The organism is Spirosoma humi, from assembly GCF_054776575.1.
In genome coordinates this window covers 290303-314703 of sequence record NZ_BAAHBR010000001.1, presented here as the reverse complement: position 1 = coordinate 314703, position 24401 = coordinate 290303, and the positions used below count along the sequence as shown (strand labels likewise).

Here is a 24401-nt window from a genome sequence, read left to right as displayed (position 1 = left end):
AAACCATGTCTATATCTGAAATAGCGGTTAAGCGGCCATTGCTGGTAACGACCATTTTTACCGTCCTGATCTTGTTCGGGGCGCTCAGTTATCAACAACTGTCTTACAACCTGTTGCCTAAATTTGAGGCCAACGTCATCAGCGTGGTGACGACCTACCGGGGCGCTTCGGCCGATGAGGTTGAAACGAACGTAACCAAGCGCATTGAGGAAGCGCTTTCGTCGCTGGAAGGACTGGACCGGATGACCTCTACCTCGCAGGAGGGCGCATCGAGCGTGGTTATCCAGTTGAAAAACGGGGTGAACACGACGCTGGCGCAACAGGATGCCCAGCGCAAAATTGAGCAGATCATTAACCTACTGCCCGACCAGGCTGACCGCCCTATTCTGAATAAGTTCTCGACCGACGAGATTCCGGTCCTGCGGATGGGCGTCACCGCCAACATGTCGCCAACGGCGCTGTATGACCTGATCGACAATGACATCAAACCTCAATTGTCGAACGTGTCCGGCGTGGGGCAGGTAAATATCGTCGGCGGCAACGAGCGGGAGATTCAGGTAAACGTCAATACGGAAAAACTACGCGGTTACGGCATTTCTATTGGCCAGGTATCACAGGCCATCAATGCGGCCAACGCCAGCTACCCGGCCGGTCAGTTGGAAACGCGGCAAGCGCAGTATTCGATTCGGTTCGATGCGTCCGTGCAGACCGTGAAGCGGTTGCGGGATTTGATCGTGGCCCGTCGTACCGACGGCAGTCAGGTATTGCTAAAAGATGTAGCCGAAGTCGTCGACGCGTCGACCAAGCCAACGGCCATTAACCACATCAACGCACAACCGTCCATTGGTCTGCAGATTCAGAAACAGTCCGACGCCAATGCCGTATCGGTGAGCCAGGGCGCACAGGTCAAAATCAAACAGTTGGAGAAGCAGTACAGCAGGATTGGCCTGAAATTCAACATTGCCTCCGACCAGTCGATTTACACCCTGGCCTCGGCCCACGCGGTGGTCGAAGATATGGGGCTGGCTGTTCTGATCGTGTCGCTGGTCATGCTGCTGTTCCTGCACAGCTTCCGGTCGGCTCTGTTTGTGCTGGTTGCGTTGCCATCGTCCATGATTCCAACCTTCGCGCTGATGTACCTGATGGGTTTCTCGTTGAACCTGATGACATTAATGGCCCTGTCATTGGTCGTCGGTATTCTGGTCGATGACTCGATTGTGGTCCTGGAAAACATCAACCGACACCTGGAAATGGGCAAAGATCGACGGCAGGCCGCTCTGGATGGACGGAGTGAAATCGGATTTACAGCCCTCGCCATCACCCTGGTCGACGTCGTGGTATTCGTACCGCTGGCCATGACGGGCGGATTGATCGGGAACATTCTGCGTGAGTTTGCACTGGTCGTCGTCTTCTCGACGCTGATGAGCTTACTGGTATCGTTCACGCTGACTCCCCTGCTGGCTTCGCGTTTCGGTAAGATCGAAGTGTTGAATCCAAAGTCATTGTGGGGTAGCCTGAACCTTGGGTTCGAGCGTTTCCTGGATCGGTTGACCAACGCTTACGGCCAGATTCTGGTCTGGGTGCTGGGTCACAAACGCTATATTTTCCTCGCGGTTATTGCTTTGCTGGTGGGTTCCATTGCCCTGGTACCGGCTGGTTTCATCGGCGGTGCCTTCATGCCGCAAAGTGATCAGGGCGAGATGAGCATTCAGGTCGAGCTGGCCCCAACGGCGTCTATTTACCAGACTAACACCATCGCGCAACGGGCGGAGCAAATCATTATGAAGCATCCCGAAGTAACGAACGTCTTCACGAACGTCGGGTATAGCAGTAACGGATTGGCAACGTCCTCGAACAGCAACCTGGCCGATATTAACGTCAAGCTGATTGACAAGAAAGAGCGGAAACTATCGACGGAAGAATTTGGTCAGGTGTTAAAGCAGGAGGTCGGACGCATTCCGGGGGTGAAAGTAACCGTTAGTCCGGTCGGCATTGTTGGCGCTTCACAAGCACCCATCATGATTGCGGTGAAGGGCACGAACCTAACCGACATTCGGAAGGCAGCCGCCATTGTTAAGCAGGTAACCGAATCGGTGCCCGGTACCCAGGACGTAAAGTATTCGGTGAAAGATCCCAAACCCGAAGTAACCGTGAGTTTGAATCGGGAACGGATGGCGCAGTTGGGCATCAGCGCATCAGACGTAGGGATAGCCCTGCAAAATGCCTTCCGTGGTAATGACCAGTCGAAGTTCAAGCAAAACGGCAATGAATACGACATTCTGGTTAGCCTGGATCAGTTCGACCGTACACAGCCGCAGGACGTTAGTCGCCTGACGTTCGTTAACAACCAGGGGAAAACCTTTGAGCTTTCGCAGTTCGCTACGGTGCAGGAGCAGGTTGGAGAAAGCGTGCTGGAACGGATCGACCGGCTCTCGTCGATCACGATCAATGCCCAGGTAGTGGGTCGCCCGGTAGGTACCGTGGGTACCGATATCCAAACCAAAATGGCGCAGCAGAAACTTCCGGAAGGGGTTAATATCCAATACCTCGGCCAGTTGCAACAGCAGTCTGATGCCTTTGGTAGCCTGGGGCTGGCGCTGATGATCGCTATTCTGCTGGTGTATTTCATCATGGTGGCCCTCTACGAGAGCGTCGTGTATCCGTTCGTCGTCTTGTTCTCCATTCCAGTAGCCTTGGTTGGTGCCTTGTTGGCCCTTGCGCTGACGATGGAAAGTCTGACCGTCTTCTCGATCGTGGGGATGATCATGCTGCTCGGTCTGGTAGCTAAAAACGCGATCCTGATCGTGGACTTTACCAACCAGCTGAAAGCCGAAGGACACGATGTGGTCGATGCGCTGATTGAAGCGGGTAAAGAACGGTTACGGCCTATTCTGATGACGACACTGGCTATGATTCTGGGTATGCTGCCCATTGCGTTGGCCAGCGGTGCCGGTGCCGAAACCAAGAACGGTATGGCCTGGGTTATCATCGGTGGTCTGACCTCGTCGCTCCTATTAACGCTGTTAGTAGTTCCATCGATGTATCTGGTCGTGGATCGGATCATTGCCCGGTTCACAAAGAAGAAAGTCACTCCGAAAAAGCCACAGGAACTGGAAGTCGCGAAAGCGATGGATTAAGCCAATACGTGTATAAAACGGCCGCTGGCTGTTTGAGTAAAGAGTTCTGACCAGGTCAGTCTTTGCCTCAAACAGCCAGCGGCCGTTTCGTATTCTGTCGTTTCTGAAATACTTGGTTAGTCTTCCAGTGCAGCAACGCCCGGTAAGGTTTTCCCTTCCATATACTCCAGCAAGGCACCACCACCCGTCGATACATAACTGACGCGGTCGCCATAACCAGCCTGGTTGATGGCCGAAGCCGAATCACCACCGCCGATCAGCGAGAACGCGCCGTTTTCTTCCGTTGCCTTCACAACGGCTTCAGCAATGGCGTTGGTGCCATGGGCGAAGTTTTCAAATTCGAATACACCCATTGGGCCGTTCCAGAGAATCGTCTTCGATTTTGACACGACGTCTTTGAACAGTTCAATAGTTTTAGGACCAATGTCGAGACCTTCCCAGCCGTCCGGAATCTGGCCGGTTTCAACAATCTGCCGATTCGCATCGTTGGAGAAATCATCGGCACAAACGTTATCCAATGGCATGTAAATAGTTACGCCTTTGGCCTTGGCTTTTTCGAGCAATTCCAACGCCAAATCCTGTTTATCGGCTTCGAGCAGTGATTTACCGATGTTGCCACCCTGTGCTTTGGTGAACGTATAGGTCATTCCACCGCCAATGATCAGGTTATCAACCTTATCGAGCAGTTTTTCAATAATCAGGATCTTATCGGAGATTTTGGCTCCGCCCATGATAGCCGTAAATGGCCGCTCGGCTTCTTCCAGAATCTTTTTGGCGTTAACCAGTTCAGCTTCCATCACGTAGCCCGCCACGCGATCGGTAAAGAACTGCCCCATGACCGCCGTCGATGCATGGGCCCGGTGTGCTGTTCCGAAAGCGTCGTTGACCCAAACATCGCCGAGTTTCGATAGTTTTTCGGCAAACGCGACGTCGCCCTTCTCTTCTTCTTTATAGAAACGCAGGTTTTCGAGCAGCAGGATTTCGCCCGGTTGCAAGCTGGCGGCCAGATCAGTAGCTGATTGACCAATGCAGTCGTCGGCGAATTTCACTTCGCGACCAAAGGCTGCTTCCAGAGCAGGCAACAAATGTTTGAGGGAGTATTTCTCTTCAGGGCCTCCTTTCGGCCGACCAAGGTGCGACATCAGAATAGCCGAACCACCATCGTTTACGATTTTCAGAACGGTTGGAATGGTCGCCTTGATGCGCGTATCGTCTGTAATGTTAAACGCTTTGTCGAGCGGCACGTTGAAGTCGACCCGAACCAGGGCTTTCTTACCGGCAAAATTGTAGGAATCTAAAGTTTTCATGCGACTGCGTATGGTCGTTTGTTTTCGAGGCCAAACTTAGCAGTTTTTAGGCAGACGCAAGCGGGAAGTTTAGTGTAGAGGCCATTAAACGACTAGGCGAAGGGCCGTATGACGCGCAATCTGGTCGAAGTCAACGTCATTGTGCAGAATGGGAATATCGTAAAAGATGGCATAATGGGCAATCAAACAGTCGTTTGGCTTACGAATCGTTACCCCTTTTTTGCGCAATGACCGATACAGATCAGCCGCCCCAATAGCCGCTTCAACGGGATCGAGCTTTAACAGCGATTGGGCCAGCATACCTTCTTTCACAACGGCGTATCGATCATCCGTTCGTACCCCTTGAAGAACTTCCTGTATGATCGTCGGCGTCACATAGATTTGTCGATCGGCTACGGTATACTCTACGACTAAGGCTGTTTGTTTGCTGCGAACTTCCCGAAAAGCATCTCCCAAACCGACGTATCAACAATCATTGATCCCAATCGTTAGGCGTCGAATCGGTGCGCATCTGGTTCAAATCACCGCCCATTCAACTTTACCAAATAAAGAAAGCAACCGCTGACGAGCCTGCCGATCAATATATTCCTGGAGAGCCAATTCAACGACAGCCTTTTTCGTCTTTAAATGACTTATTTCCAGCGCCTTCTGGATCAATTGATCATTTATATCAATGTTCGTTCGCATACGTCTACGTCTACATACACAAATATAAGCGTTTTTATACACATCAGTACTTCCCCTCGCTGCCGCCCCCGCCAAAGTCGCCCCCACCGTATCGTAGGTTATCTTTAGGTGCGTGCGACACATGACCAGTAGCCTGAGCAGCCGCCATACTGGCCGCATTAAGAAAGAGCTCATTTGGCGAATCATCGTCCGGCGCGTCGGTAAAGCCATGTTTGGGACTTGCCAGATAGCGTATGCCAAACACAGCAAGCCCGATCAGGGCCAGGCCACCCAGCGTTAGGGCGACATTGAGTGGCACAAATCCAGTGTACTCATGAAATGTCATGACGGCCGCAATCAACCCCAGCATTCCCAGAATGTTCAACATACGGTTGCGCTTCATCAACCCCTGCCACAGGTAAATGGCCGGAATGATGAATGTCAACGCCCAAAATAAGCCAGATAACCCAATTTCAGGCGCTTCGGTAGGGCTGGTTATGCCTGGCCCGGACTTAAGTAAAAGGCCATTCAGTTCACGAACAACGAAATAATTACCGCTGGCCGCCAGCACAATGAGCGATAACCACTGCGCCAGATTCAGTGGATCGGCATAATAGACCTGCCTTGTATTCCGATTGACAAACTGACGGACGATTACATAAAGCGCGAGCGAAACCGCCATCATCACAAACGGCAAGGCATCTTTTCCCCAACTTACTTTTAGCAGGCTGTTAAAAATTGCGGTGTAAAACGTGGCAATGGTAAAGAAAGCAATGAGCGTATCGCCATAGTACCAGAGTATAACCAGCAGGAGTGGTAACGTAAACAGACAATGGGTGGCCAACGACAGTCCATTTGGCAAAAACTGGTTAAAACCGAACGCCAGAAAACCCGTCAGGGTAACCACAAAGGCATTGTCAATACCATTTCGGTACAGGAGTCGCCGATTGATCAGGAGACCACCGACAAGACCAACTCCGATACCAAACGCTATGTTGAAGATACCATACGCTTTGGGGTTGTCGAGCATAGTCGAAAAAATACTGGCAGGCAGCAGGTAACAGGCCAGGATAGCAACGGTCGTAAACAGAAACAACCCAATTTCGATAAAGCCGTTTGTTTGCCGAAACGACACTGGGTATGCTTTGCGAACGGCATTGATCTGCTCGTCAGTCATCAGTTCCTGCCGATGCCAGCGTTCCGCCTGCGCCAGTACGTCGCGGTTATAAATCCATTGTTCGTTATAGGCTCTCATTGGTGCGGTTGCCCTTTGGCAGTTGGGTCATCAGGTAATACACTAAGGCAATGCCGGTCAGGATAAAATACCAATAATACGCATCGTCGCCCTGCGGGCGCACGTAATGAAAAAACAGGTAAGTAACCCCGATGTAGCCATATACGGTACTCATCAGCAAGAACAGAAACGAGCCGTTGCCCCCCTCAGTCAACGGCAACCGGCGACCGCGTCTGGAGTATTGATCAAATACGATACAGGCCGCAGCTAATCCCAGCGCAAACCACAGCCGAATGCCCTCGAAGTTGAACAAGCCCCCCAGCAACGCCACCATCAACAGGTTTCCGGCAATGGTCAGGTAGGTATACGTAAAATGAGGTTTAATTTTCCTTCGCTCCAGACCAATGGCTACGGCAATCAGGACTAAAGCCAGACCTATGGCAGAGAAGACCGTTTTCTGGTCAAAAAAATTGGTTTTAAAGTAGAATTCCAATGGCCGGACCGTAACGCCTACCCACGAGATCAGGGCCGTCAGGGCCATGCCCAAAACACCCCGGTGGTCGAACCGGTAGGCCAGCGGCACAAACAGCAGGGCGGGCAATAGGGTTACTAGCCCGTAGCGCGAACCAAACACATTGTAGGCATATTGGGCATACCCTTCGAGGGTCAGAAAAAGGAGGCAGGCCAGAATCAGGGCGTAATCGCCAAAGGTTGACCGACTCCGGGTCTGAGCCGGTGTCCATTCGGGGCGAAATCGCCACGCGAAGTAAAAACAGCTTACACAGGCAACCGCGATTCCCGTTAGCAGGGCACCCTGACCAATCTGATCGAAGTTGTCATAGATCAACAGGCCGAGTCCCGAACTAAGGAGTAAAATACCGATGTAGAGCATGGAGCGGAATTCCCAATGGAGCGAAAAAGGTCTCTGGTGCTCTATTTCACTAAGTTTAGTCTGCTGCTCAGGCGGCAAAATACCTTGTTTACCCAACTCATTCAGAACATCGACTGGGGACATAAATGCTTGTTTTTTTGTTCTTACTGTACGTTGTTGTGCCTACGGGCTTAGGTTTCATACCATGTTGTATACGGCCTGAAATCCGCAGTACACGCTAGTTATTCTATGATCGGACGACAGAAGATTATCCTCACACCCCGGTATTATCTCGACAACTTTCGCTACGTGCTGGACTTTGTCAAACGGCTTTACGGCAACCTGTTAAACGATGCCGAGTGGGACTTTATCCACCGCTTCGAAGCCTTGAGCCTCGATGCGCAATGTCTCTACGTCCGGTTCAGCAACCGCAAAGGACTCTTTTTTCGGGTCAACAAACTACAATATAACGAAATTACCGACCTACCGGCGGCTGTCGGTGAATTGCTCATGGCTGGATTTGCCGAGCGGCTGTCGGCTCATCACGAGTCTATGGGCGAGCTGGCCCTCAGCGTTTTTACGAAGCCGGAGTTGGTAAATCTCCTCCCGCTGGAGCCGGAAGAAAGCCGTCCGCTGGCCAAAGAAAAAAAGGAGTATGTTGTTCGCTACGCTCTTCATGAACTTGATTTTGCCGAAGTTGTTACGAGCCTCACCACCCACGAGACAGTGATCCGAATGAACTTCGAGGCCGAAGGGATGATGGTCAAATACCTGTTTTTTGGCAATCGGGGCAGCAACATGACAGAATTCGTGGTGCGCGACCTTGGCATGGTCAATTTTGAGCGCTACGATGAAAGTAAACTAACGGCCCGTTTTCGAAGCCGTAAGGAAGTAGAAGACAAACTGTTGATCTCGCTGACGAATGAAGAATTTTATGACCTCAAAGAAGCCGAAACACCCGCCGACGATATCTATAACTGGTTTCTGAACTGGAACGAAACCCGCCCCGAATTAACCGAAATCGCGATTCCGGGCTATCAGAAGTTGGTGTGCCGGGTGGGTGCTTTTCTGGAAAAACAAAAGCTGCCCGAACAGGCACTCAGCGTTTACGAATTATCGGATCGGGTACCCGCCCGCGAACGACGCGTTCGCCTGCTGTTTAAAAATGGATCGATCGAAGAAGCCCTTGCTCTCTGTGATGAAATTGCCGTTAATCCGTTGAATGCCGAGGAACGCTATTTTGCCACCGATTTCCGGGAGAAGATTCTGGGTTTGAGCGAGAAAAAACGCACCCGCAAAGCCACAACACGTTTCCTGTCCGACGCAGAGAGTGTCAATATCCCGGCGGCTTACCGCCACCATGTCGAAGCGGGGGTGATGAACTATTACCTGGAACACGACTTCGACGCAGCTTTTACGGAAAACTACCCCTGGCGCGGCTTGTTTGGGCTGGTTTTCTGGGATATTATTTACGACGCCAATGTATCGGCCATTCACCACCCCCTCCAAAGGGCTCCATCGGACTTTTACCTGCCTGATTTTTATACAAAGCGGGAAGACTTGTTGAAAAAACGTCTGCTCGAACTGGACACCAAAGATGACTGGCGCAAGCATGTCGGCCGTATGTTCAACGCTAAATACGGAATTACCAACGTACTGGTCGACTGGTCAGATGAATTACTCACGCTGGTTCAGCGTATGATTGAGCTGCTGGACGTGGTCCAATTGCGTCTGATTCTGCTCGAAATGGCCCGTAACGTTCGCGAACACACGCGTGGCTTCCCCGACTTGCTGGTCTGGAATGAAAACGGCGAATATGACTTCGTGGAAGTCAAATCACCTACTGACCACCTTGGCCCCCAGCAACTCCACTGGCTGGAATTTTTCCAAACGATTGGTGTACGCGGAAAAGTCGTTCGGGTCATTTGGGAGTTATAAAATCCGGCCAACCCGTAGAAAAACAGGAAATTGTACGTCGCGCTCATCATCACCCCAAAGCGGCTTTAGCTCCTCCCCCAGCCCGGTGACAGGATCTTCCTCATTTTCGAGGATGTACTGCCGCACGGCCGACCAGGTCCGCAGGTAATTCAGGAAGCGGTCCAGCGACCAGGTTCGACGGGCGATAAAATCGGCTTGCTGGACATCGGCAAATGGAAAGGGTAAGTTTGCATACGCATTGTCAATATGCTTCCGCTGGGGGTCCCAGTAGGGGCCAATCCGATTCCGGTAAAAATCGAGCAGGATAGCGTCAAGACCAGCACCAAGCTGCACCAGGCCGTAGCCCCACTCGGCGATAACTGCTCCGGGTTTACCCACACGCCGTACTTCCTCATGAAAAGCGTTCACATCGAACCAGTGCAAGGCCTGCGCTACCGTAATCAGGTCGAAGGTGTGATCAGCAAAGGGCGTTTGCTCAGCCCGGCTGATCTGGTAGTGAATAGTAGGCTTTTTGGTAGCGAGTAAGAGCTGCGTTTCGCTGATGTCGGTAGCCTCAACCCGATCGAACCGATCGGCCAGCGCACCGGCAACCTGTCCGTTTCCCGTAGCACAATCCCAGGCAGCTTGATGGTCGCTGGCGAAGGATAGAATAAACTCATATAGGTCGGCGGGGTAGTCGATTCTGTATTGAGCATACAGATTGGCGTGGCCCGAAAAGCGGTCGAGAGGTTGCATAATTTTTATTTTCAACAATAATTAAACGTTTTTCAGGAACAAGTGTCTAATCTTTGGTTTAATAGGAAAAACCGAATTCAAAATTGGGTTATCATCCCAAAGCATCTATTTTTGCGCGGTTAACTTATTGAGCTCAATCAATCTGTTCGTTCATTTATCGTTTACCCGATTCTCATGAAAAAATTAGTCGGCATTTTTATCGCTTCGGCTTCGCTGGCCCTGGCCGCTATCGACGCTAACGCACAGGCTCCATCCGATATTCCAGAGGAGATGAATACCCTGATGACGAAATACACCTGTATTGCCTGTCACCGGCCGAACCAACGGCTGGTAGGTCCGGCCTATGCAGACGTAGCCAAGAAGAAATATTCTAACGAGGAAATCGTCAACCTTATTTATAACCCAATTCCAGCACACTGGCCTGGTTATCCACCAATGGCCGCTATGAAGCAGGTACCAAAGGAAGATGCCATGAAATTAGCCGTTTGGATCAACTCGCTCGATGGCAGCCCAGCCAAAAAAGGGGGAGCCACCAAAGCGAAACCAAAAGGTAAAAAAGCGTAATGAAAAAGCACCGGTTTTAATGCCGGTGCTTTTTTTATGTGGTGGTGATGGTCAAAACTAACTTTCCTTCTCCGCAGTACCCATCAGGCTTCGTTGCCGTACGGCTTCGTACAGGACCACGCCCGTTGCCACCGATACGTTCAATGAACCAACAGCCCCCAGCAGTGGAATCTTGACGTGGGTATCGACCATCCGGAGTAGCTCGGGCGATATGCCGTCTTCCTCCGATCCCATAATGATTGCCATAGGACCCGTCAAATCAGTGCTGCGCTCGTATAGGTCGCGGCTCGATTTTTCGGTACAGGCCACCACCGTTATGCCTGACTCCTGCAAATATTTGACGGTTTCCGTCAGGTCTGGCTCGCGGCAGACCGAAATATGGTTCAATGCGCCCGATGAGGTTTTCATAGCATCGGAATTGATCGCAGCAGCACCCCGACCCGGAATAACGATGCACTGGATACCTGTGCACTCCGCCGTACGGGCGATAGCGCCGAAGTTCCGGACGTCGGTAATACGGTCCAGGAGCAGAAAGAAGGGCGTTTCACCCCGCTCAAACACGTCGGCGATAACATTCGAGAGCTTGACGTACTGCACCTGCGCCACCAGACAAACCACACCCTGGTGATTTTTGCGGGTCAGGCGATCCAGTTTCTCGACCGGCACGCGCTGGATAGTAACGCGATTCTGAAACGCTAAATTCTGGATGTCGGGATTGCTCATCCCTTTCTCCATGTATAATTTATCGATCTGCTGCTCTGACTTGAGCGTTTCAATAACTGACTGAATACCAAACACCATCTCGTCGGGCTGCGGACGAAACTGTGGTCTTGACCCACCGGGCCGATGCCCTCCAGGACGGGAGTTAGTGGGGCGGTTTACTCGCGAATTGTTCCGGTTCTCCATGCTTCGACAATCGGGTACCAGACCGGCTGATACTCAATAAAGCGCACCAGTTCGTAATGATCCTCGACAAATTGATTCGGTTTTTTTGTAAAGGTAAAGTTTACTTCCGAGACATTGGCCCGGCGATTATAAACCCACACTTCGCGTTCGCGGTTCCGTTGGACCCGGTCGGGTGCGCCGAGCACAATGTAAATCATGCCTTTATCCGTTTTCCAGCCCTCTTTGTAACTCGTAAACAACCGGTTGGCTTCTTCGACCCGGTCGAAATACGCCTTCAGGGTTTTGCGGGCCACTTCTTCATTGCCCGACATTAAACTCAGCCAATACCGGTCAAACGCTTTCTTGGTATCCTGCGCCTGATTCAGTTCGCCGATCTCCGAACTGGTACTCATGTACAAAACGGGCTTGATCAGTTTTTCGGGGCGGGTGAGCTTTGGAAACCGCTTGTCGGCCACTACCAGACCAATACCAGACGCATCGGTCGTATCCTCTACAAAATAATAAAGTCCTTCACGCGGAATAACGAAGGGTTTGTTGGTGGAAATAGTCAGGGTCGAATCCTCGGTCAGCGATTTGGCTGCCGGACGAGGTGAGGTATTCATCGGCGATGAGGCCGCTTCGAAATCGTGCCGATAGCGAAACCCATACAACGGTTTGCTGGTGCCATTTACGTCCCGAATGATAACGGTATCACCGACATTGACATAGCTACGCAGGTGGGGCAGTTTCCCCGCTTTGTCAAACAACGTGAAGCGATCGCTTAGTTTGGTGGCTTTGAACCGGAGCGACAGATCGTTACGGGCTTTTGTTCCATTTGTCGTTTCGGTGATCTCCGTGAGCAGAACGGCACTGGCGGCTTCCTTAGGCCGTTTTACATCAAACGTCAGGGTTAAGTGATCGCCCTGGGCGCTCACATTCTGGGTCGTTAGGGGGACCGTGCCATACCCCAGCCGTTCCCGGTTATTGTAGTCGGGATACATCACATAGGCAATCAAAAAATGCTCTACAAAGGCCGCAGGGTCGAGCACCGGGTCGCCCGTTGGCGACTTCGCCGTTATGTCCATATACACCCGAACGCTGGTCGTATCGGTTGCCAAAAATTTCCCCTTGATCGACGTAACCATCCATTCACCGGCAGATTTACCCGATATCGCTGGCGTTGTGCCCAGGGCCGGGCCATCCGTCATTACTTTGACGGGTGCCGGATTCTGGCTCACTGTTCCCGTAGGCCGAGAATCATCACGGGCTATACCAGCGTTGCCTCGCTGAGTTTCTTCGGAACGCGGAGTTGCCGGGCGATTATCCTGACCCAGTCCGGCCTGGCGTGGCTCGGCCTGACGCGGCCCGACCTGGTGTCGCTGCGCTTCTGTGCGGGCGTCATAGGCCGCATTGGCGCGGGCCTGCTGCGTTTTTTTGCTGGATGAACAGGCTCCTGACAGGAAAAAAATAAAGAGTAAAGCAGATAGAATACGCATAAACAATGTTGTAATCTCTAAAGCTTTTAGACCCCTAAGGTCACTAAAACCGCAACGGCGGCCCGGCTCATGGGTCTGATGAAGGAATGTCCAGTAATAACGAAAAAAGTGCCCATTTTGGGTTACCGAAGCGGTTCATTTTTCTTTACTTATACAAAAGAGTAATTTTGCCCACTGAATTGCAAACGCATGTACAAGACAACTGAAATTACCTCTGCCGAAATCGCATCGGACAATCCGGTTCACCAACGGCTCCTGTTCCCCTATGTCGAAGCAGCCGCTACTGTACGCGGTAAGGTGCTGGAAATTGGGTGTGGCTGGGGACGGGGGCTGGAATTGCTGACGAAAGCGGCCGATCACTATACGGGCATTGATAAAAATGAGGAATTAATTGCCGCCCTCAGCGCCGAGTACCCGAGTTCGACATTTATTGCCGCCAACATTCCCCCGCTGCGTAGCCTACCCGACAACACCTTCGATTATATCGTGACCTTTCAGGTAATTGAGCATATCGAAAACGACGATTTATTCATAAAGGAAGCGCATCGTGTTCTGAAACCAGGTGGAAAATTACTGCTGACAACGGTTAATAAAACCTTCTCCCTCACCCGCAATCCCTGGCACGTTCGGGAGTATTATGCGGATGGATTAAAGGCGCTGATGGCGAAGTACTTCCCAGCGGTAGAAACGCGCGGTATTCATGGCAATGAGAAAGTGATGACGTACTATGAGCAGAATAAAGAATCGGTTAAAAAACTGACGCGCTTCGATATTTTTAACTTACAGTACCGCCTGCCCCGCCGACTTTTGCAGGTCCCCTACGATCTGATGAATCGCCTGAACCGAAACCGGCTGCTGCAAGCCGACGGACTGGCCGCCCAGATCAACTACACCGATTATGTAGTGAGTAAAGATCCCGCCGGAAGCCTGGATTTCTTTTATGTAGCAACGAAGTAAGGTAGTTTGTAGCGGAGGAAAAGGCTATACGGGCGGTTGCATCAGCATTCGAATACGCACGAGCGTACCCCGTCCGGATATGCGTTCAATGTCAACGCTCGCTCCCACCGACTCACTCAGTCGTTTGACAATCTGTAAACCTGCTCCTTCGCCATGCATTTCGGCTGGCCTGGCCGACTCTTCCGGCCAAGGATTAGGGGGCAGCTCCTGACTAGGGCTGGGTAGTGACTTAACGGGTTGAACTTCCTCGGGAGCCAGCACACTAGTTGGTTCGACAGTCGGCCTGAGTTGCTTATGAACTAGTGGCCGCCAATATCGGATCTGTCTGGATAGGTTGGTCCAACGACTGCTGCTCCAGCGACTCAAGAATGACCGAAATCAGATTATTGAACTCTGCGCGCGTCAGCGTGGAAATCTTTTTGAGGGATGCATCCGCTCCATAGGCCGTTTGCCAATTAGTCAACAGCGTTTCCCAGCGATTGAACAAAAACGTAATCAGATCGGTCACTCACAGTGGATTGTTCGATGAAAAAGAAGCCATACTGAATCGGACGTTAAACTGATTGTCGACCCGTAGCGAACGTGCTGTTCCCCGTGGCTTACGCCCCGCTTACTCGGTTACTGTTGCTGACTTAGAAAAATCTTGGCCGAATCAGACTTGAGCGTAAATCCCTGATCCTGTTGCTTAATCGTATAGGGTTTGTTATCGATGAACAGGCTATCGCCCTGTACTTTCCAGGTGAAGGGCGTGTCTTTCGACAACATACCCATCTGAATATGATTCGTCCCTTTGCCATCTTCGCTGAAGCTGTAGATGGCTTTCGAGCCACTCAGTGTCGCCAGGTTCGTGCTATCAATTCCCTTCGTCGAGTCGACGTTAAACGTGGCCACAAACTGCTTGTTCATGAAATCAAGGTCACGAACACCAGATTGACAACCGGCCAGCAAAGCGAGCGAAAGCCCGCAGATGCTCCTTGCCCAATGCGTCATAAAAGAAGTTGTTTATACGTTGTTGAGTGAAAACTGATTTGTGGGTAAGACGGGCAAAAGCTGACCGCTATAGTGACCGTAGCGATACGACCTTGTTCCTATGCCTGTACTACGGTAGCGGGCTTGAGTAAATCGGGCAGTACGTACTGCCCGAAATCATTGATAAAGCGCTCGTGCTCCAGATTGACATTATGCAGATAGAGCTGCTCGAACCCCAGGGCTATGTCTTCCTGTAACCACGCAAGGTGCTGGCTGGTATCGGCCGAAATACGCACCATTTTGTCAACCTCATTTAGGTTAACCAGGTCGCCGGCCATATCAAACTGCTCCGGCCGACGCAGGTCGGTGAGCATACCGTTTGGAAAAATATTGCCCCGCCATTGATCGTAAGCACCCTGCTGGGCAGCGGCCTGGGTATCGGCATAAGACAGTTGTACCTTCAAATGCATCGGTTTTCAGGCACCGCCCCCGCGCCGGAACGCATCGACCACCTCCCGCAGTTGGTCGGCAGGCTGCGATATGGTCAGCAGGCCATCCGCCCAACTGCCAACCCATTCGGCTGTTTTGCTGGTTACGGCCGCCCCAAAAATTAACGGTTTTATGGCAGGACGGCTGTATAACGTTGCCTCTTCAACCGTCACCAGCCCCTTGTGGGTAACGGTTTGTCCATCCCACAAGGCCCGGATAATATCGACACATTCTTTCAACCGGGCATTCCGGTCGGCTTTGGCAGGCCACTTCTCTCCCGTAATGGCTTCGTTGAGAGCTTGGCCGGTACCAACGGCCATCCAGAACCGCTCGGGAAACATGTCGGCCAGCGTAGCGGCTGCCTGAGCAATGATGGCCGGATGATACCGCTGTCCTGGCGCGTTGACGACGCCAAACGAAAGTGAAGTAGCCTGCAAAGCCGCGCCTAGCCAGGACCAGGCAAAGCCACTTTCGCCCTGCCGGTTGCTCCAGGGGTGAAAATGGTCGGATGAGGAGCAGGCCGTGAAGCCCGCCTGCTGCGCCAGTTGTACATAGTGCAACAACGTACTGGGCTTAAATTGCTCGTGGGATGCGTGATAGCCAATTTTTAGCATAAGATTATTTGTTTGTCTACCGGTCATACACCGTCGTCAATTCGCGAAGGCGCTGTTCAATAGCGGGTGTTAATTGTTCAGGAAGCAGCCGCCAGGTCCAGTTGCTGGCGGTGGAAGCTGGCGTATTCAACCGGGCAGATTCGTCCAGCCCCAGTACATCGGCCAAGGGCAGAATGGCAAGATTGGCCACCGATGCATACGCGAGTCGGGCCAGCACCAAATGCACGTCCTCTTCCGAAACCGGGTGACCCACGTAGCGCTCCAATTGGCTGCGGTTTTCTTTATTCGCATTCTGCCGATACCAACCTATACTGGTGTTGTTGTCGTGGGTACCGGTATACGCGATGGAGTTCGGCGTATGGTGGTGCATGCTATTGACCGTTTCGGGCATATCCTCGCCAAAAGCAAATTGAATGACTTTCATGCCGGGTAATCCGAATTCATCCCGCAGTGCATACACAGCCTCGTCGATCTTGCCCAGGTCTTCGGCCACAAACGGCAGATCGCCCAGTTCCTGCTGCAACAGCCTGAAAAAGTCGGCGCCGGGACCGGGTTTCCACTCGCCGTGGATGGCCGTCGGCTCATCGGCGGGTACTTCCCAATAGCTGGCAAACGCCCGAAAATGATCCAGTCGCAGCAAATCATAGCGCTCCATATTTTTGCGGAGCCGATTAACCCACCACCCGTAGTTCTGTTTTTTCAGCACATCCCACCGAAAGATAGGCATGCCCCAGCGCTGCCCGTCGGCGTTGAAATAATCGGGAGGTACACCGGCCACGCTGGTCATATTGCCTTCTTTATCGAGGCAAAACAAGTCGGGGTTGGCCCATACATCTGCCGAATCGTAGCTTACGTAGAAAGGCAGGTCACCGAACAGTTGAATCCCGATGGTGTTGCAATAATTTTTCAGTGCTTTCCACTGGCTATCGAAGACAAACTGGAGCCATTTTGCTTGGTTGATGGCCTCCGCCTGTTCGTTGCGAAACGTTGCCAGCGCCTGTTGCTCCCGAAATTTGTAGGCTGTCGGCCACTCATGCCAGGGTTTGTCCTCATGCTGCTCTTTCAGGACTGCATAGAGGGCAAAATCGTCCAGCCAGTAAGCTTCCTGCTCGCAGAACTGACAGAACGCAAACTCCTGACTAGTCGACTGGTCGCGTTGAGCCGTTTGGTAAGCGTTCACCAGCAACTCTTTTTTGCGCTGGCTGACCGCCTTGTAATCAAGGTGATTTGTAACGGGCTGATGATAACCCGGCAAATCGGCTTCGCCCAGAAATCCCTCCTGCGCCAGCAAGACTGGACTGAGCAACAGTGGATTTCCGGCCATACTCGATACAGCACTGTAAGGCGAATACCCACAGTCGGCACCCACTGGATTGAGGGGTAAAACCTGCCAATAGGTTTGCTGACTACGGCTGAGAAAATCGGCAAAAGCCGTCGCTTCCGGCCCAAAATCACCAATGCCGAATGGTGAAGGCAGCGAAGGGATGGGCATCAAAATACCCGCCTTGCGCTCACTGGGGCGCTTTTCCAGCTTGAGCACGGCCAGTGGCAAACCGGCAAACAAGTCGGCAACGGCGATTCCATCGTTGACTTTACCTTCCGCTTTTTGCAAACAATGCCGCCACTTGTCGGGAGCTTCAACAGGTAGGAGGATGCGGGTGTTCTGCCAGTCTAACCCAAAAACATCGTCCTGTTTGCCGCATAACTGAGCCACACCCAACGGCACAGCAACGACGTACCAGGTTTGTTCATACCGCCGGGCAAAGGCCAGCACGTGCTTTTTATAACGGCCTTCCACCTGCAAGGGAATGTAGTGACCATTGGCAAATAGCTCGGCATGTCGATTCCGCTCGGTGAGGAGGGTATGCACCAGCCAGAGCTTGATGCGGGCATCGTAGCGATTTTCCCACAGATCCGCCCATATCGTCTCCGGATCGGCCGACATCAGGTCATCCAGCCACTGCTGACGGGACGCAAAATCAACGGGGCGCCGGTTATCGGGGTCCACCATGCTCAGGTCCCAGCCGTCGCAGCCCTGGTAAATGTCGGGTACGCCGGGGCAGGTACATTTAAGGACGACCTGAGCCAGGGAGTTAATGATACCAAAATCACTTATCCGGCGGTGAAAAGCCTGAAAGTTCTTCCAGAAAGGCCGTTTCTGGTCCAGTAGCTGTAGGGCAAACGTTTTCGTCGCTTCTTCGTAAGCTAGGTTTGGTTCACTGTACGTCGAGTTACGTTTGGCCTCCCGCATCGCTTTTTGCAGGTATTCCGTCAGGCGATTGGGGAAATCATCCTCATGCTGATTCGGCATCGGGTAAGCGCCCACCAGCGTTTGATAAATAAAGTACTCACCATTGGGGTCCGGAGCCCCTTCGGCGGGTATGGCCTCATTGTCGGGATCATTCAGTTTAAGGTCCTGGTTGAGCTGCTGCCATTCCTGAGCCGTAGCGATCCACTCGTCGGTCAGGTCGGTGAGCACATTCAGGCGGCTCCGTACATCCTCGCCCCGTTTGGTATCGTGCGTTGAGGTGGCGTTGAGCGCCAGCGGCCAGTGCGTTTGCCGATCAAGCATCTTCTGATGAAAATCCTCGACGGTCAGCCCAAAATATTCCGGCGAATCACCGACCTCGTCGTGGCCAATGAAGCGGTTATACGTATACATCAGCGTATCTTCCACCCCCTTGGCCGTCAGCGGACCCGTAAATTGCATACACCGCTGGTAAAACCGAAGTGCCCGCTCGTTGTAGTCATCCCCTGCCGTCTGTGGTTTCTGCACGATGGCTTCTTCCAGCACATCGACGGCGGGACTGAGTTCGGGGTTACGCTTCCTGACTCGATTCATGATTGCCTGCACCTCATCGCTCTCTTCAGGATTCAGCGGCATCTGATTGCCGTAATACCGATACACAGGACACTGAATCAAAAATTCTCCGATAGCGGCTTTTAACTGCTCGGGGGCTATGCCCGACAGCTTGTCCTGATCACCTAGGTCCAGCAACCGGAAAAGCCCGTGCAGATTGTCCAGCTCCCCATTCATGTTCTCGTGCAGGATGTACGATTTCTTGTCATACAGCTCCTGACGAACGGCCATTTTCTCGCCCAGCAACTTATGGTAGAAACGGGTAAAACTAGCCTCGCTGGTGGTGCGGGTGAACAGGTTGTTGACCATCGACAGGTACGCATACCCCGTGGCTCCCTGAATGGGCCAGTGAAGGGGAAGCTGTTCGTCGTTTTGCAGGATTTTTTCGACAACGATATACGCTTCCTGACCAGCCATCGCCCGCAGTCGCTCCAGGTATCGGCTGGGGTCGTACAGTCCATCGATATGGTCGACGCGCAGACCGTGAAAGATGCCGGCTTCGAGCAGTCGTTTGGGCAATTCATGAACGGCCTCGAAAACGACGGGATCCTGAATGTTGAGACAGATCAGGGCGTTGACCGTAAAAAAACGTCGGTAGTTGATCTGCCGATCGGTTTCGGCATGGTAACAGAGCCGGTACGGCTGTTCGTCGGTAATCTGCCTGACGAGTTCAGGCGACTTGTTCACCGTAGTTAGGCACTGTTTAAGGTACGCCTGGCTGGTGGCATCGCTCTTTAACCCGGCAAGCAGTTCCTGGCAGTCGGCACTTTGCTGCGCGTAGGCATCCGGATCGCTGACCGTCAAAAGCTGATCGAGCTGGGTCAGCAAGGCGGCAATGGCTTTGCCTGGTTTTTCGTTACCCGCCCGCAAAATCGTCGCGTAAGAGCGGGCGTGCAGCGGATACGTCGTATCGAAATAAGTGACCCGAAACGTGCCGGCCTTGTGCGTAATTTTTAAGTCGCCCTGCTCGATAACCTCGTCCAGCGGACTTCCCAGAAAGGGCACCATCAGACGGCCTTCGTGCACCGGACTTTGCCAGTCTATATCAAAAAAGCGGGCATAGCGGGACAGTTGACCTTTCTCCAGCACATCCATCAGCCAAGTGTTATGCGGATGGAAAGCCATGTGATTGGGAACAATGTCCTGAATCCAGCGCATGCCCCGGCGAGTAAGCTCTTTGCTTATGACGCGGAGCTGCGCTTCAGTCCCGATTTCGGGATTTATCCGATGAGGATTTACGGAATCGTAGCCATGCATGCTGCCCGGTGCAGCTTCGAATATTGGTGATGCATAAACGGTCTGGACACCCAGCTTGTCCAGATAAGGAATGACGCGCTCAAAATCACGAAAGGTAAAGCCGCTGTGAAATTGGATCCGGTAGGTGGAAACGGGATTTTTTATGATGTTGTGCATATATAATAATCGACTCGGGTTTTATCTGAATTGTTTCAGAAACCGCTACAGTTTCGGGCGCTGAACTGGCCTCCGCCTGGGATTGGGGTTGCCAGAAGGCGTCGGCAGAGTCGAGCAATTTGTTCCAGGCTACGCCAGCCTCTCCGGCTTCTGGCAGGGATATGGGTTGTGGTTGATCCGAAAAATTCATCAGGCAAAGCACGTGCTGGTCCTCGTGCCACCGGTGCAGAATCAGGGTTTCTTTCTCCTCGTCGGCACTGACATCGAGCTGGTTCCGTTCCAGGTGGGCCAGGGCCGGTAGCTGCTGGCGCAGGGCAATCAGGGTCTGATAGTAGCGCAGTAAAAGCTGGTGCGATTCCTGCTCCAGCAAATTCCACTGTAGTTTGGCCCGTTCGTAGGTTTCATCACTTTCCGGATCGGGCACCTCCCCCTCCGAGTGAAAGGCGGCAAATTCTTCTTTACGGCCTTTCCGAACGGCATCCACCAATTCGGGTTCGGAATGACTTACGAAGTAGAAGAACGGATCGGTATCGCCCCATTCTTCGCCCATAAATAGCAGGGGAATGTACGGACTGACGAATACGGCACCAGCCATTAGCTTGAGGCTCTCATAACTGTACAGTTGGCTCGACCGCTCACCCAGTTTTCGGTTGCCCACCTGGTCATGGTTCTGCGAAAAGACGATGAACTGCTGGCCTGAATTCGTGTCGGCCGCCTGGCCAAAGAGTTTGTGGCGCACCTCCGAGAACTGACCGGTGTATACATAGGAATCCTGATACGCTTTAGCCAGGTGACCGATGCCCTCAAAATCACTATAGTAACCCATTGGCTCCTCGCCAATAGAAACCCGCAGGGCATGGTGAAATTCGTCGTTCCACTGGGAATCCATGCCGTATCCATTCTCAGACACGGGTTTAATAAAGCGAGGGTCGTTCAGATCATTCTCAACGATCAGATAGTGCCGACGACCCGTTTTTGCCATGAGTTTATCGACCTCTTCCCGCAGTTCCTGAAGGATGTGTTTCGGGCTGAAATCCTTGATGGCGTGAACGGCATCCAGCCGCAGGGCGTCTACGTGAAAATCCCGAAGCCACATGAGCGCATTTTCAATGACGTACCGACGGACACCATCGCACCAGGCGTCATCAAAATTAACGGCCTTTCCCCAAGGTGTGCAATATCTGTCGGTCAGGTACGGACCAAACTCACCTACGTAATTGCCTTCAGGACCGAAGTGGTTGTAAACTACGTCCAGCACCACGGCGATGCCTTTGTAATGGCAGGCGTTGATAAGGTGCTGCAATCCGGCGGCTCCGCCGTAGGAACTCTGAACGGCATAGGTGTATACCCCATCATAGCCCCAGTTGCGGGAATCGGAGAACTGAGCCACGGGCATGATTTCAATGGCATTTACGCCCAGGGCTTTCAAATAATCCAGCTTACTCTCCAATGACTGAAAGGTTCCTTCCTGGGTGAATGTGCCCGTATGTATTTCGTAAAGGACATAGCTGTCCAGAGAAGGGTTTACCCAGCAATCGTCTTCCCAGTGAAACGTTTTCGTATCGACCGCCTGCGAGGGACCATGCACGCCCTGCGGCTGGCTTAGGGAAGTAGGATCGGGGAATTCCCGATGGCCATCAAGAATATAGGTGTAAAGGTCGCCGGGTTTGAGCTGGCTGGTTGCTAAATGCCAGTACCCCAGTTCTTCTTTCTTTAGCGGAATTGCCGCCTGATCGCCATAAATTTTAATAGCCACGTGTTTGGCAAGCGGTGCCCACAACACGATATTTGCCTGATTTTCGGCCGGGAAGGTTACCCCTAGCGAGCGTTGATCGCTATTAGTGAGGTGTATCATATTCGCAAAAAATTATATCTACAGTGTTTCAGGCAGGTTTTATGCCGTCAGCCTGACGGGTCTTACCCAAGGTGGGTCTACCCCATTCGAACAGGTCTGCCTGACGTCCAAGTCTAACAGCCCGTTAGCGGGAGTTGCTGACAAAATGAGGAAACGGGTCAGGAAGAAATCCGTAAAACAGATAAACTGGACCGTAGCCTAACAGAGTTGACAATCGTAAAGACTATTTGGCTATATTATGAGTTGTATAGGGTAGCGGAGAGTATTCCTTTCATTTATCCTCTCGCAGCTACCGATGGCTACTTGCTTTGTGTCTGTACCTGCGCAATACGTTTTAATCAGATTAGCCCGCAATGTGAACGAAATTAGCCTCGCGTTGCAGAACCTATAAATCAGTTACCAATTCAATTTCGTTTCTATGCATTACGATTATGCCATTGTTGGCGCCGGGTTTGCCGGTAGTGTGTTGGCCGAGCGCTTAGCCAGTCAGGCCGGAAAAACAGTTCTACTCATCGACAAACGTCATCATATTGGCGGAAACGCCTATGACTGCCCCAACGAAGACGGCATTTTGATTCACCTCTACGGGCCGCATATTTTCCACACCAATTCGCCCGACGTGTTTTCGTACCTGTCGCAGTTCACCGAATGGCGTCCTTACGAACACCGGGTGCTGGCATCGGTCGATGGCAAACTGCTCCCCATTCCCATTAACCTCGATACTGTTAATAAACTATACGGCTATAACTTCACCTCCGAAGAACTGGCAGAATACTTTAAAACCGTTGGCGAAAAGGTTGATGACATCCGCACATCCGAAGATGTCGTTGTCAGTCAGGTCGGTCGTGATCTATACGAGAAATTTTTCCGGGGCTACACGCGCAAGCAGTGGGGCGTTGACCCGTCGGAGCTCGACAAGATGGTGACCTCCCGGATTCCAACCCGTACCAACCAGGATGACCGCTATTTTACGGACGAGTTTCAGTACATGCCGCTCCACGGGTATACGAAGATGTTCGAAAAAATGGTCGATCATCCCAACATCCACCAGATGCTGAGCACCGACTTCAAGCAGGTGAAAGACCAATTGTCGTTTGATGAACTGATCTATACGGGTCCGGTCGACGAGTACTTCGACTTCTGCTTTGGCAAACTCCCCTACCGGTCACTCCGCTTCGATCACCAGACACTCGATACGCCTGATTACCAACCTGTTTCGGTGGTCAACTATCCAAACGATCACGCGTATACGCGTATTACCGAGTATAAGAAATTAACCGGGCAGGAACACCCCAAAACCAGCCTTACGTTCGAGTATCCACAGGACGAAGGCGATCCGTATTATCCGGTTCCACGCCCTGAAAATGCGGCTTTGTACCGTCAGTACAAAGAACTGGCCGACGAACAGACCGGCGTTCACTTTGTAGGCCGTCTGGGTACGTATCGTTATTACAACATGGATCAGGTAGTCGCTCAGGCTCTGACTCTGTATAAAAAACTGGTGGGCGCCGAGTCGCTCCATGAGGTAGCCAAAGGGTAACGGATTACACCGAGTTTCCTGATTGATTCATTCGTGACGAAGCCCCGACCATTCGGGGCTTCGTTGTATAATCAAGTTTGAGATTCGAGTAAAAACAAAGGAAAATGGATTCGGTTACTCTAGTTGGTCGGCTTCGTTTCGCCCTTGCCTGCTGCTCTCATCCATTCGTACCGCTCATTCACATGAAAAAGTTTCTATATGAAAATGGCCTTTCCATACTGCTGCTCGTCATTACGATCTTAACGTTACTGGGCCAACTCGTTGTCGGCTGGCATGAGTTCAATAATGAGCTGAGCGATTACGGACGGTCTCCCCTTACGTTTGGTGCTTATCTGACCAGCGGCCACTGCATTGAGGCTGTTTTCGAAAACTGGGAGAGTGAGTTTTTGCAAATGGGGTTGTATGTAATTCTGACCGTATCGCTTCGGCAGAAAGGCTCCTCGGAATCAAAAAGTCTGGATTCAGAAGAAGAAGTCGACCGGGAGCCGTCGCCTACCCGGAAGGGCGCTCCCTGGCCCGTTCGGAAGGGCGGCTGGATACTGGCCTTATACAAGAATTCGCTCAGCATTGCCTTTTTTCTTCTCTTCGGCCTGTCTTTTGTCCTGCATGCTATGGGCGGGGTAAAGCAGTACAATGCAGAGCAGGTCCTGATGGGAAAATCCGAACAACTGTCGTTCTGGCAGTTTCTGGGGACGAGTGAGTTCTGGTTCCAGTCGCTGCAAAACTGGCAGAGCGAATTTTTATCCGTACTGTCCGTTGTCGTATTGTCTATTTTTCTGCGGCAGAAAGGGTCACCCCAATCCAAACCTGTCGACGCCCCCCATTCGGAAACGGGCGAATAAAGGCTACACCGGGGTTAGCTCCGTGTAAC

General features: G+C 52.0%; 19 protein-coding genes and 1 pseudogene. 6 read left to right on the top strand and 14 right to left on the bottom strand.

The features are described 5' to 3' along the window. Positions 1-5: 5 nt before the first annotated feature. Positions 6-3137 carry an efflux RND transporter permease subunit gene (locus ACYU8Y_RS01360; RefSeq protein ID WP_460933409.1) on the top strand — a complete coding sequence of 1044 codons (3132 nt, stop codon included), beginning with the start codon at positions 6-8 and terminating at the stop codon, positions 3135-3137. Between the two features lie 116 nt (positions 3138-3253). On the opposite strand, the gene ACYU8Y_RS01355 is transcribed toward ACYU8Y_RS01360, so the two are convergent. From ACYU8Y_RS01355 to ACYU8Y_RS01335, 5 genes are all read right to left on the bottom strand, one after another. Beyond that, positions 3254-4444, bottom strand: coding sequence for a phosphoglycerate kinase (locus ACYU8Y_RS01355; RefSeq protein ID WP_460933407.1), 1191 nt, complete (start codon positions 4442-4444; stop codon positions 3254-3256). Positions 4445-4528: 84 nt separating this feature from the next. Next, on the bottom strand, positions 4529-4900 hold the full coding sequence (gene vapC / locus ACYU8Y_RS01350) for a type II toxin-antitoxin system VapC family toxin (RefSeq protein WP_460933405.1): 372 nt from the start codon (positions 4898-4900) through the stop codon (positions 4529-4531). 60 nt (positions 4901-4960) lie between these two features. After that, positions 4961-5131: a type II toxin-antitoxin system VapB family antitoxin gene (locus ACYU8Y_RS01345; RefSeq protein ID WP_460933403.1), complete on the bottom strand. Its 171-nt coding sequence runs from the start codon at positions 5129-5131 to the stop codon at positions 4961-4963. Between the two features lie 43 nt (positions 5132-5174). Continuing rightward, complete coding sequence (locus ACYU8Y_RS01340; protein ID WP_460933402.1) at positions 5175-6365, bottom strand: hypothetical protein; 1191 nt, start codon at positions 6363-6365, stop codon at positions 5175-5177. Beyond that, positions 6352-7359 (bottom strand): DUF2157 domain-containing protein, encoded by a 1008-nt coding sequence (locus ACYU8Y_RS01335; protein ID WP_460933400.1) that lies wholly within the window; start codon positions 7357-7359, stop codon positions 6352-6354. Before ACYU8Y_RS01335 ends, ACYU8Y_RS01340 begins: the two co-directional genes overlap by 14 nt. 105 nt (positions 7360-7464) lie before the next feature. Here ACYU8Y_RS01335 and ACYU8Y_RS01330 point away from each other — a divergent pair, with 105 nt between their 5' ends. Next, on the top strand, positions 7465-9153 hold the full coding sequence (locus tag ACYU8Y_RS01330) for a VRR-NUC domain-containing protein (RefSeq protein WP_460933398.1): 1689 nt from the start codon (positions 7465-7467) through the stop codon (positions 9151-9153). On the opposite strand, the gene ACYU8Y_RS01325 is transcribed toward ACYU8Y_RS01330, so the two are convergent. After that, positions 9148-9888, bottom strand: a complete 741-nt coding sequence (locus ACYU8Y_RS01325; RefSeq protein ID WP_460933396.1) for a class I SAM-dependent methyltransferase — start codon at positions 9886-9888, stop codon at positions 9148-9150. The two genes, ACYU8Y_RS01330 and ACYU8Y_RS01325, sit on opposite strands and share 6 nt — an antisense overlap. 174 nt (positions 9889-10062) lie before the next feature. On the opposite strand from ACYU8Y_RS01325, the gene ACYU8Y_RS01320 reads away from it, so the two are divergent. After that, positions 10063-10452: a c-type cytochrome gene (locus ACYU8Y_RS01320; protein WP_460933394.1), complete on the top strand. Its 390-nt coding sequence runs from the start codon at positions 10063-10065 to the stop codon at positions 10450-10452. Between the two features lie 57 nt (positions 10453-10509). Here ACYU8Y_RS01320 and rlmB read toward each other — a convergent pair whose 3' ends face one another. Together rlmB and ACYU8Y_RS01310 are read right to left on the bottom strand one after the other, a co-directional pair. After that, entirely contained in the window at positions 10510-11358 is an 849-nt protein-coding gene (gene rlmB, locus ACYU8Y_RS01315; RefSeq protein ID WP_460933392.1) for a 23S rRNA (guanosine(2251)-2'-O)-methyltransferase RlmB, read from the bottom strand. Beyond that, positions 11331-12833 (bottom strand): GWxTD domain-containing protein, encoded by a 1503-nt coding sequence (locus ACYU8Y_RS01310; RefSeq protein ID WP_460933391.1) that lies wholly within the window; start codon positions 12831-12833, stop codon positions 11331-11333. Before ACYU8Y_RS01310 ends, rlmB begins: the two co-directional genes overlap by 28 nt. Positions 12834-13022: 189 nt before the next feature. On the opposite strand from ACYU8Y_RS01310, the gene ACYU8Y_RS01305 reads away from it, so the two are divergent. After that, complete coding sequence (locus tag ACYU8Y_RS01305; protein WP_460933389.1) at positions 13023-13790, top strand: class I SAM-dependent methyltransferase; 768 nt, start codon at positions 13023-13025, stop codon at positions 13788-13790. Between the two features lie 24 nt (positions 13791-13814). Here the strand turns inward: ACYU8Y_RS01305 and ACYU8Y_RS01300 are convergent, their stop codons facing one another. From ACYU8Y_RS01300 to treZ, 6 genes and pseudogenes are all read right to left on the bottom strand, one after another. Then, positions 13815-14051 (bottom strand): ATP-binding protein, encoded by a 237-nt coding sequence (locus ACYU8Y_RS01300; RefSeq protein WP_460933387.1) that lies wholly within the window; start codon positions 14049-14051, stop codon positions 13815-13817. 31 nt (positions 14052-14082) lie between these two features. Continuing rightward, positions 14083-14298, bottom strand: a complete 216-nt coding sequence (locus ACYU8Y_RS01295) for a hypothetical protein (protein WP_460933386.1) — start codon at positions 14296-14298, stop codon at positions 14083-14085. 110 nt (positions 14299-14408) lie between these two features. Then, complete coding sequence (locus tag ACYU8Y_RS01290) at positions 14409-14780, bottom strand: hypothetical protein (protein ID WP_460933384.1); 372 nt, start codon at positions 14778-14780, stop codon at positions 14409-14411. Between the two features lie 98 nt (positions 14781-14878). Continuing rightward, positions 14879-15862, bottom strand: a pseudogene (locus ACYU8Y_RS01285) (TIGR03885 family FMN-dependent LLM class oxidoreductase). Between the two features lie 16 nt (positions 15863-15878). Then, positions 15879-20135, bottom strand: a complete 4257-nt coding sequence (treY, locus tag ACYU8Y_RS01280; protein WP_460933382.1) for a malto-oligosyltrehalose synthase — start codon at positions 20133-20135, stop codon at positions 15879-15881. Further along, positions 20065-21990 (bottom strand): malto-oligosyltrehalose trehalohydrolase, encoded by a 1926-nt coding sequence (gene treZ, locus ACYU8Y_RS01275; RefSeq protein ID WP_460933380.1) that lies wholly within the window; start codon positions 21988-21990, stop codon positions 20065-20067. The genes treY and treZ overlap by 71 nt, the downstream gene beginning before the upstream one ends. A 418-nt stretch (positions 21991-22408) precedes the next feature. Here treZ and glf point away from each other — a divergent pair, with 418 nt between their 5' ends. Next, on the top strand, positions 22409-23530 hold the full coding sequence (gene glf / locus ACYU8Y_RS01270) for a UDP-galactopyranose mutase (protein WP_460933378.1): 1122 nt from the start codon (positions 22409-22411) through the stop codon (positions 23528-23530). 182 nt (positions 23531-23712) lie between these two features. Beyond that, on the top strand, positions 23713-24372 hold the full coding sequence (locus ACYU8Y_RS01265) for a DUF6766 family protein (protein ID WP_460933376.1): 660 nt from the start codon (positions 23713-23715) through the stop codon (positions 24370-24372). Positions 24373-24401 lie beyond the last annotated feature (29 nt).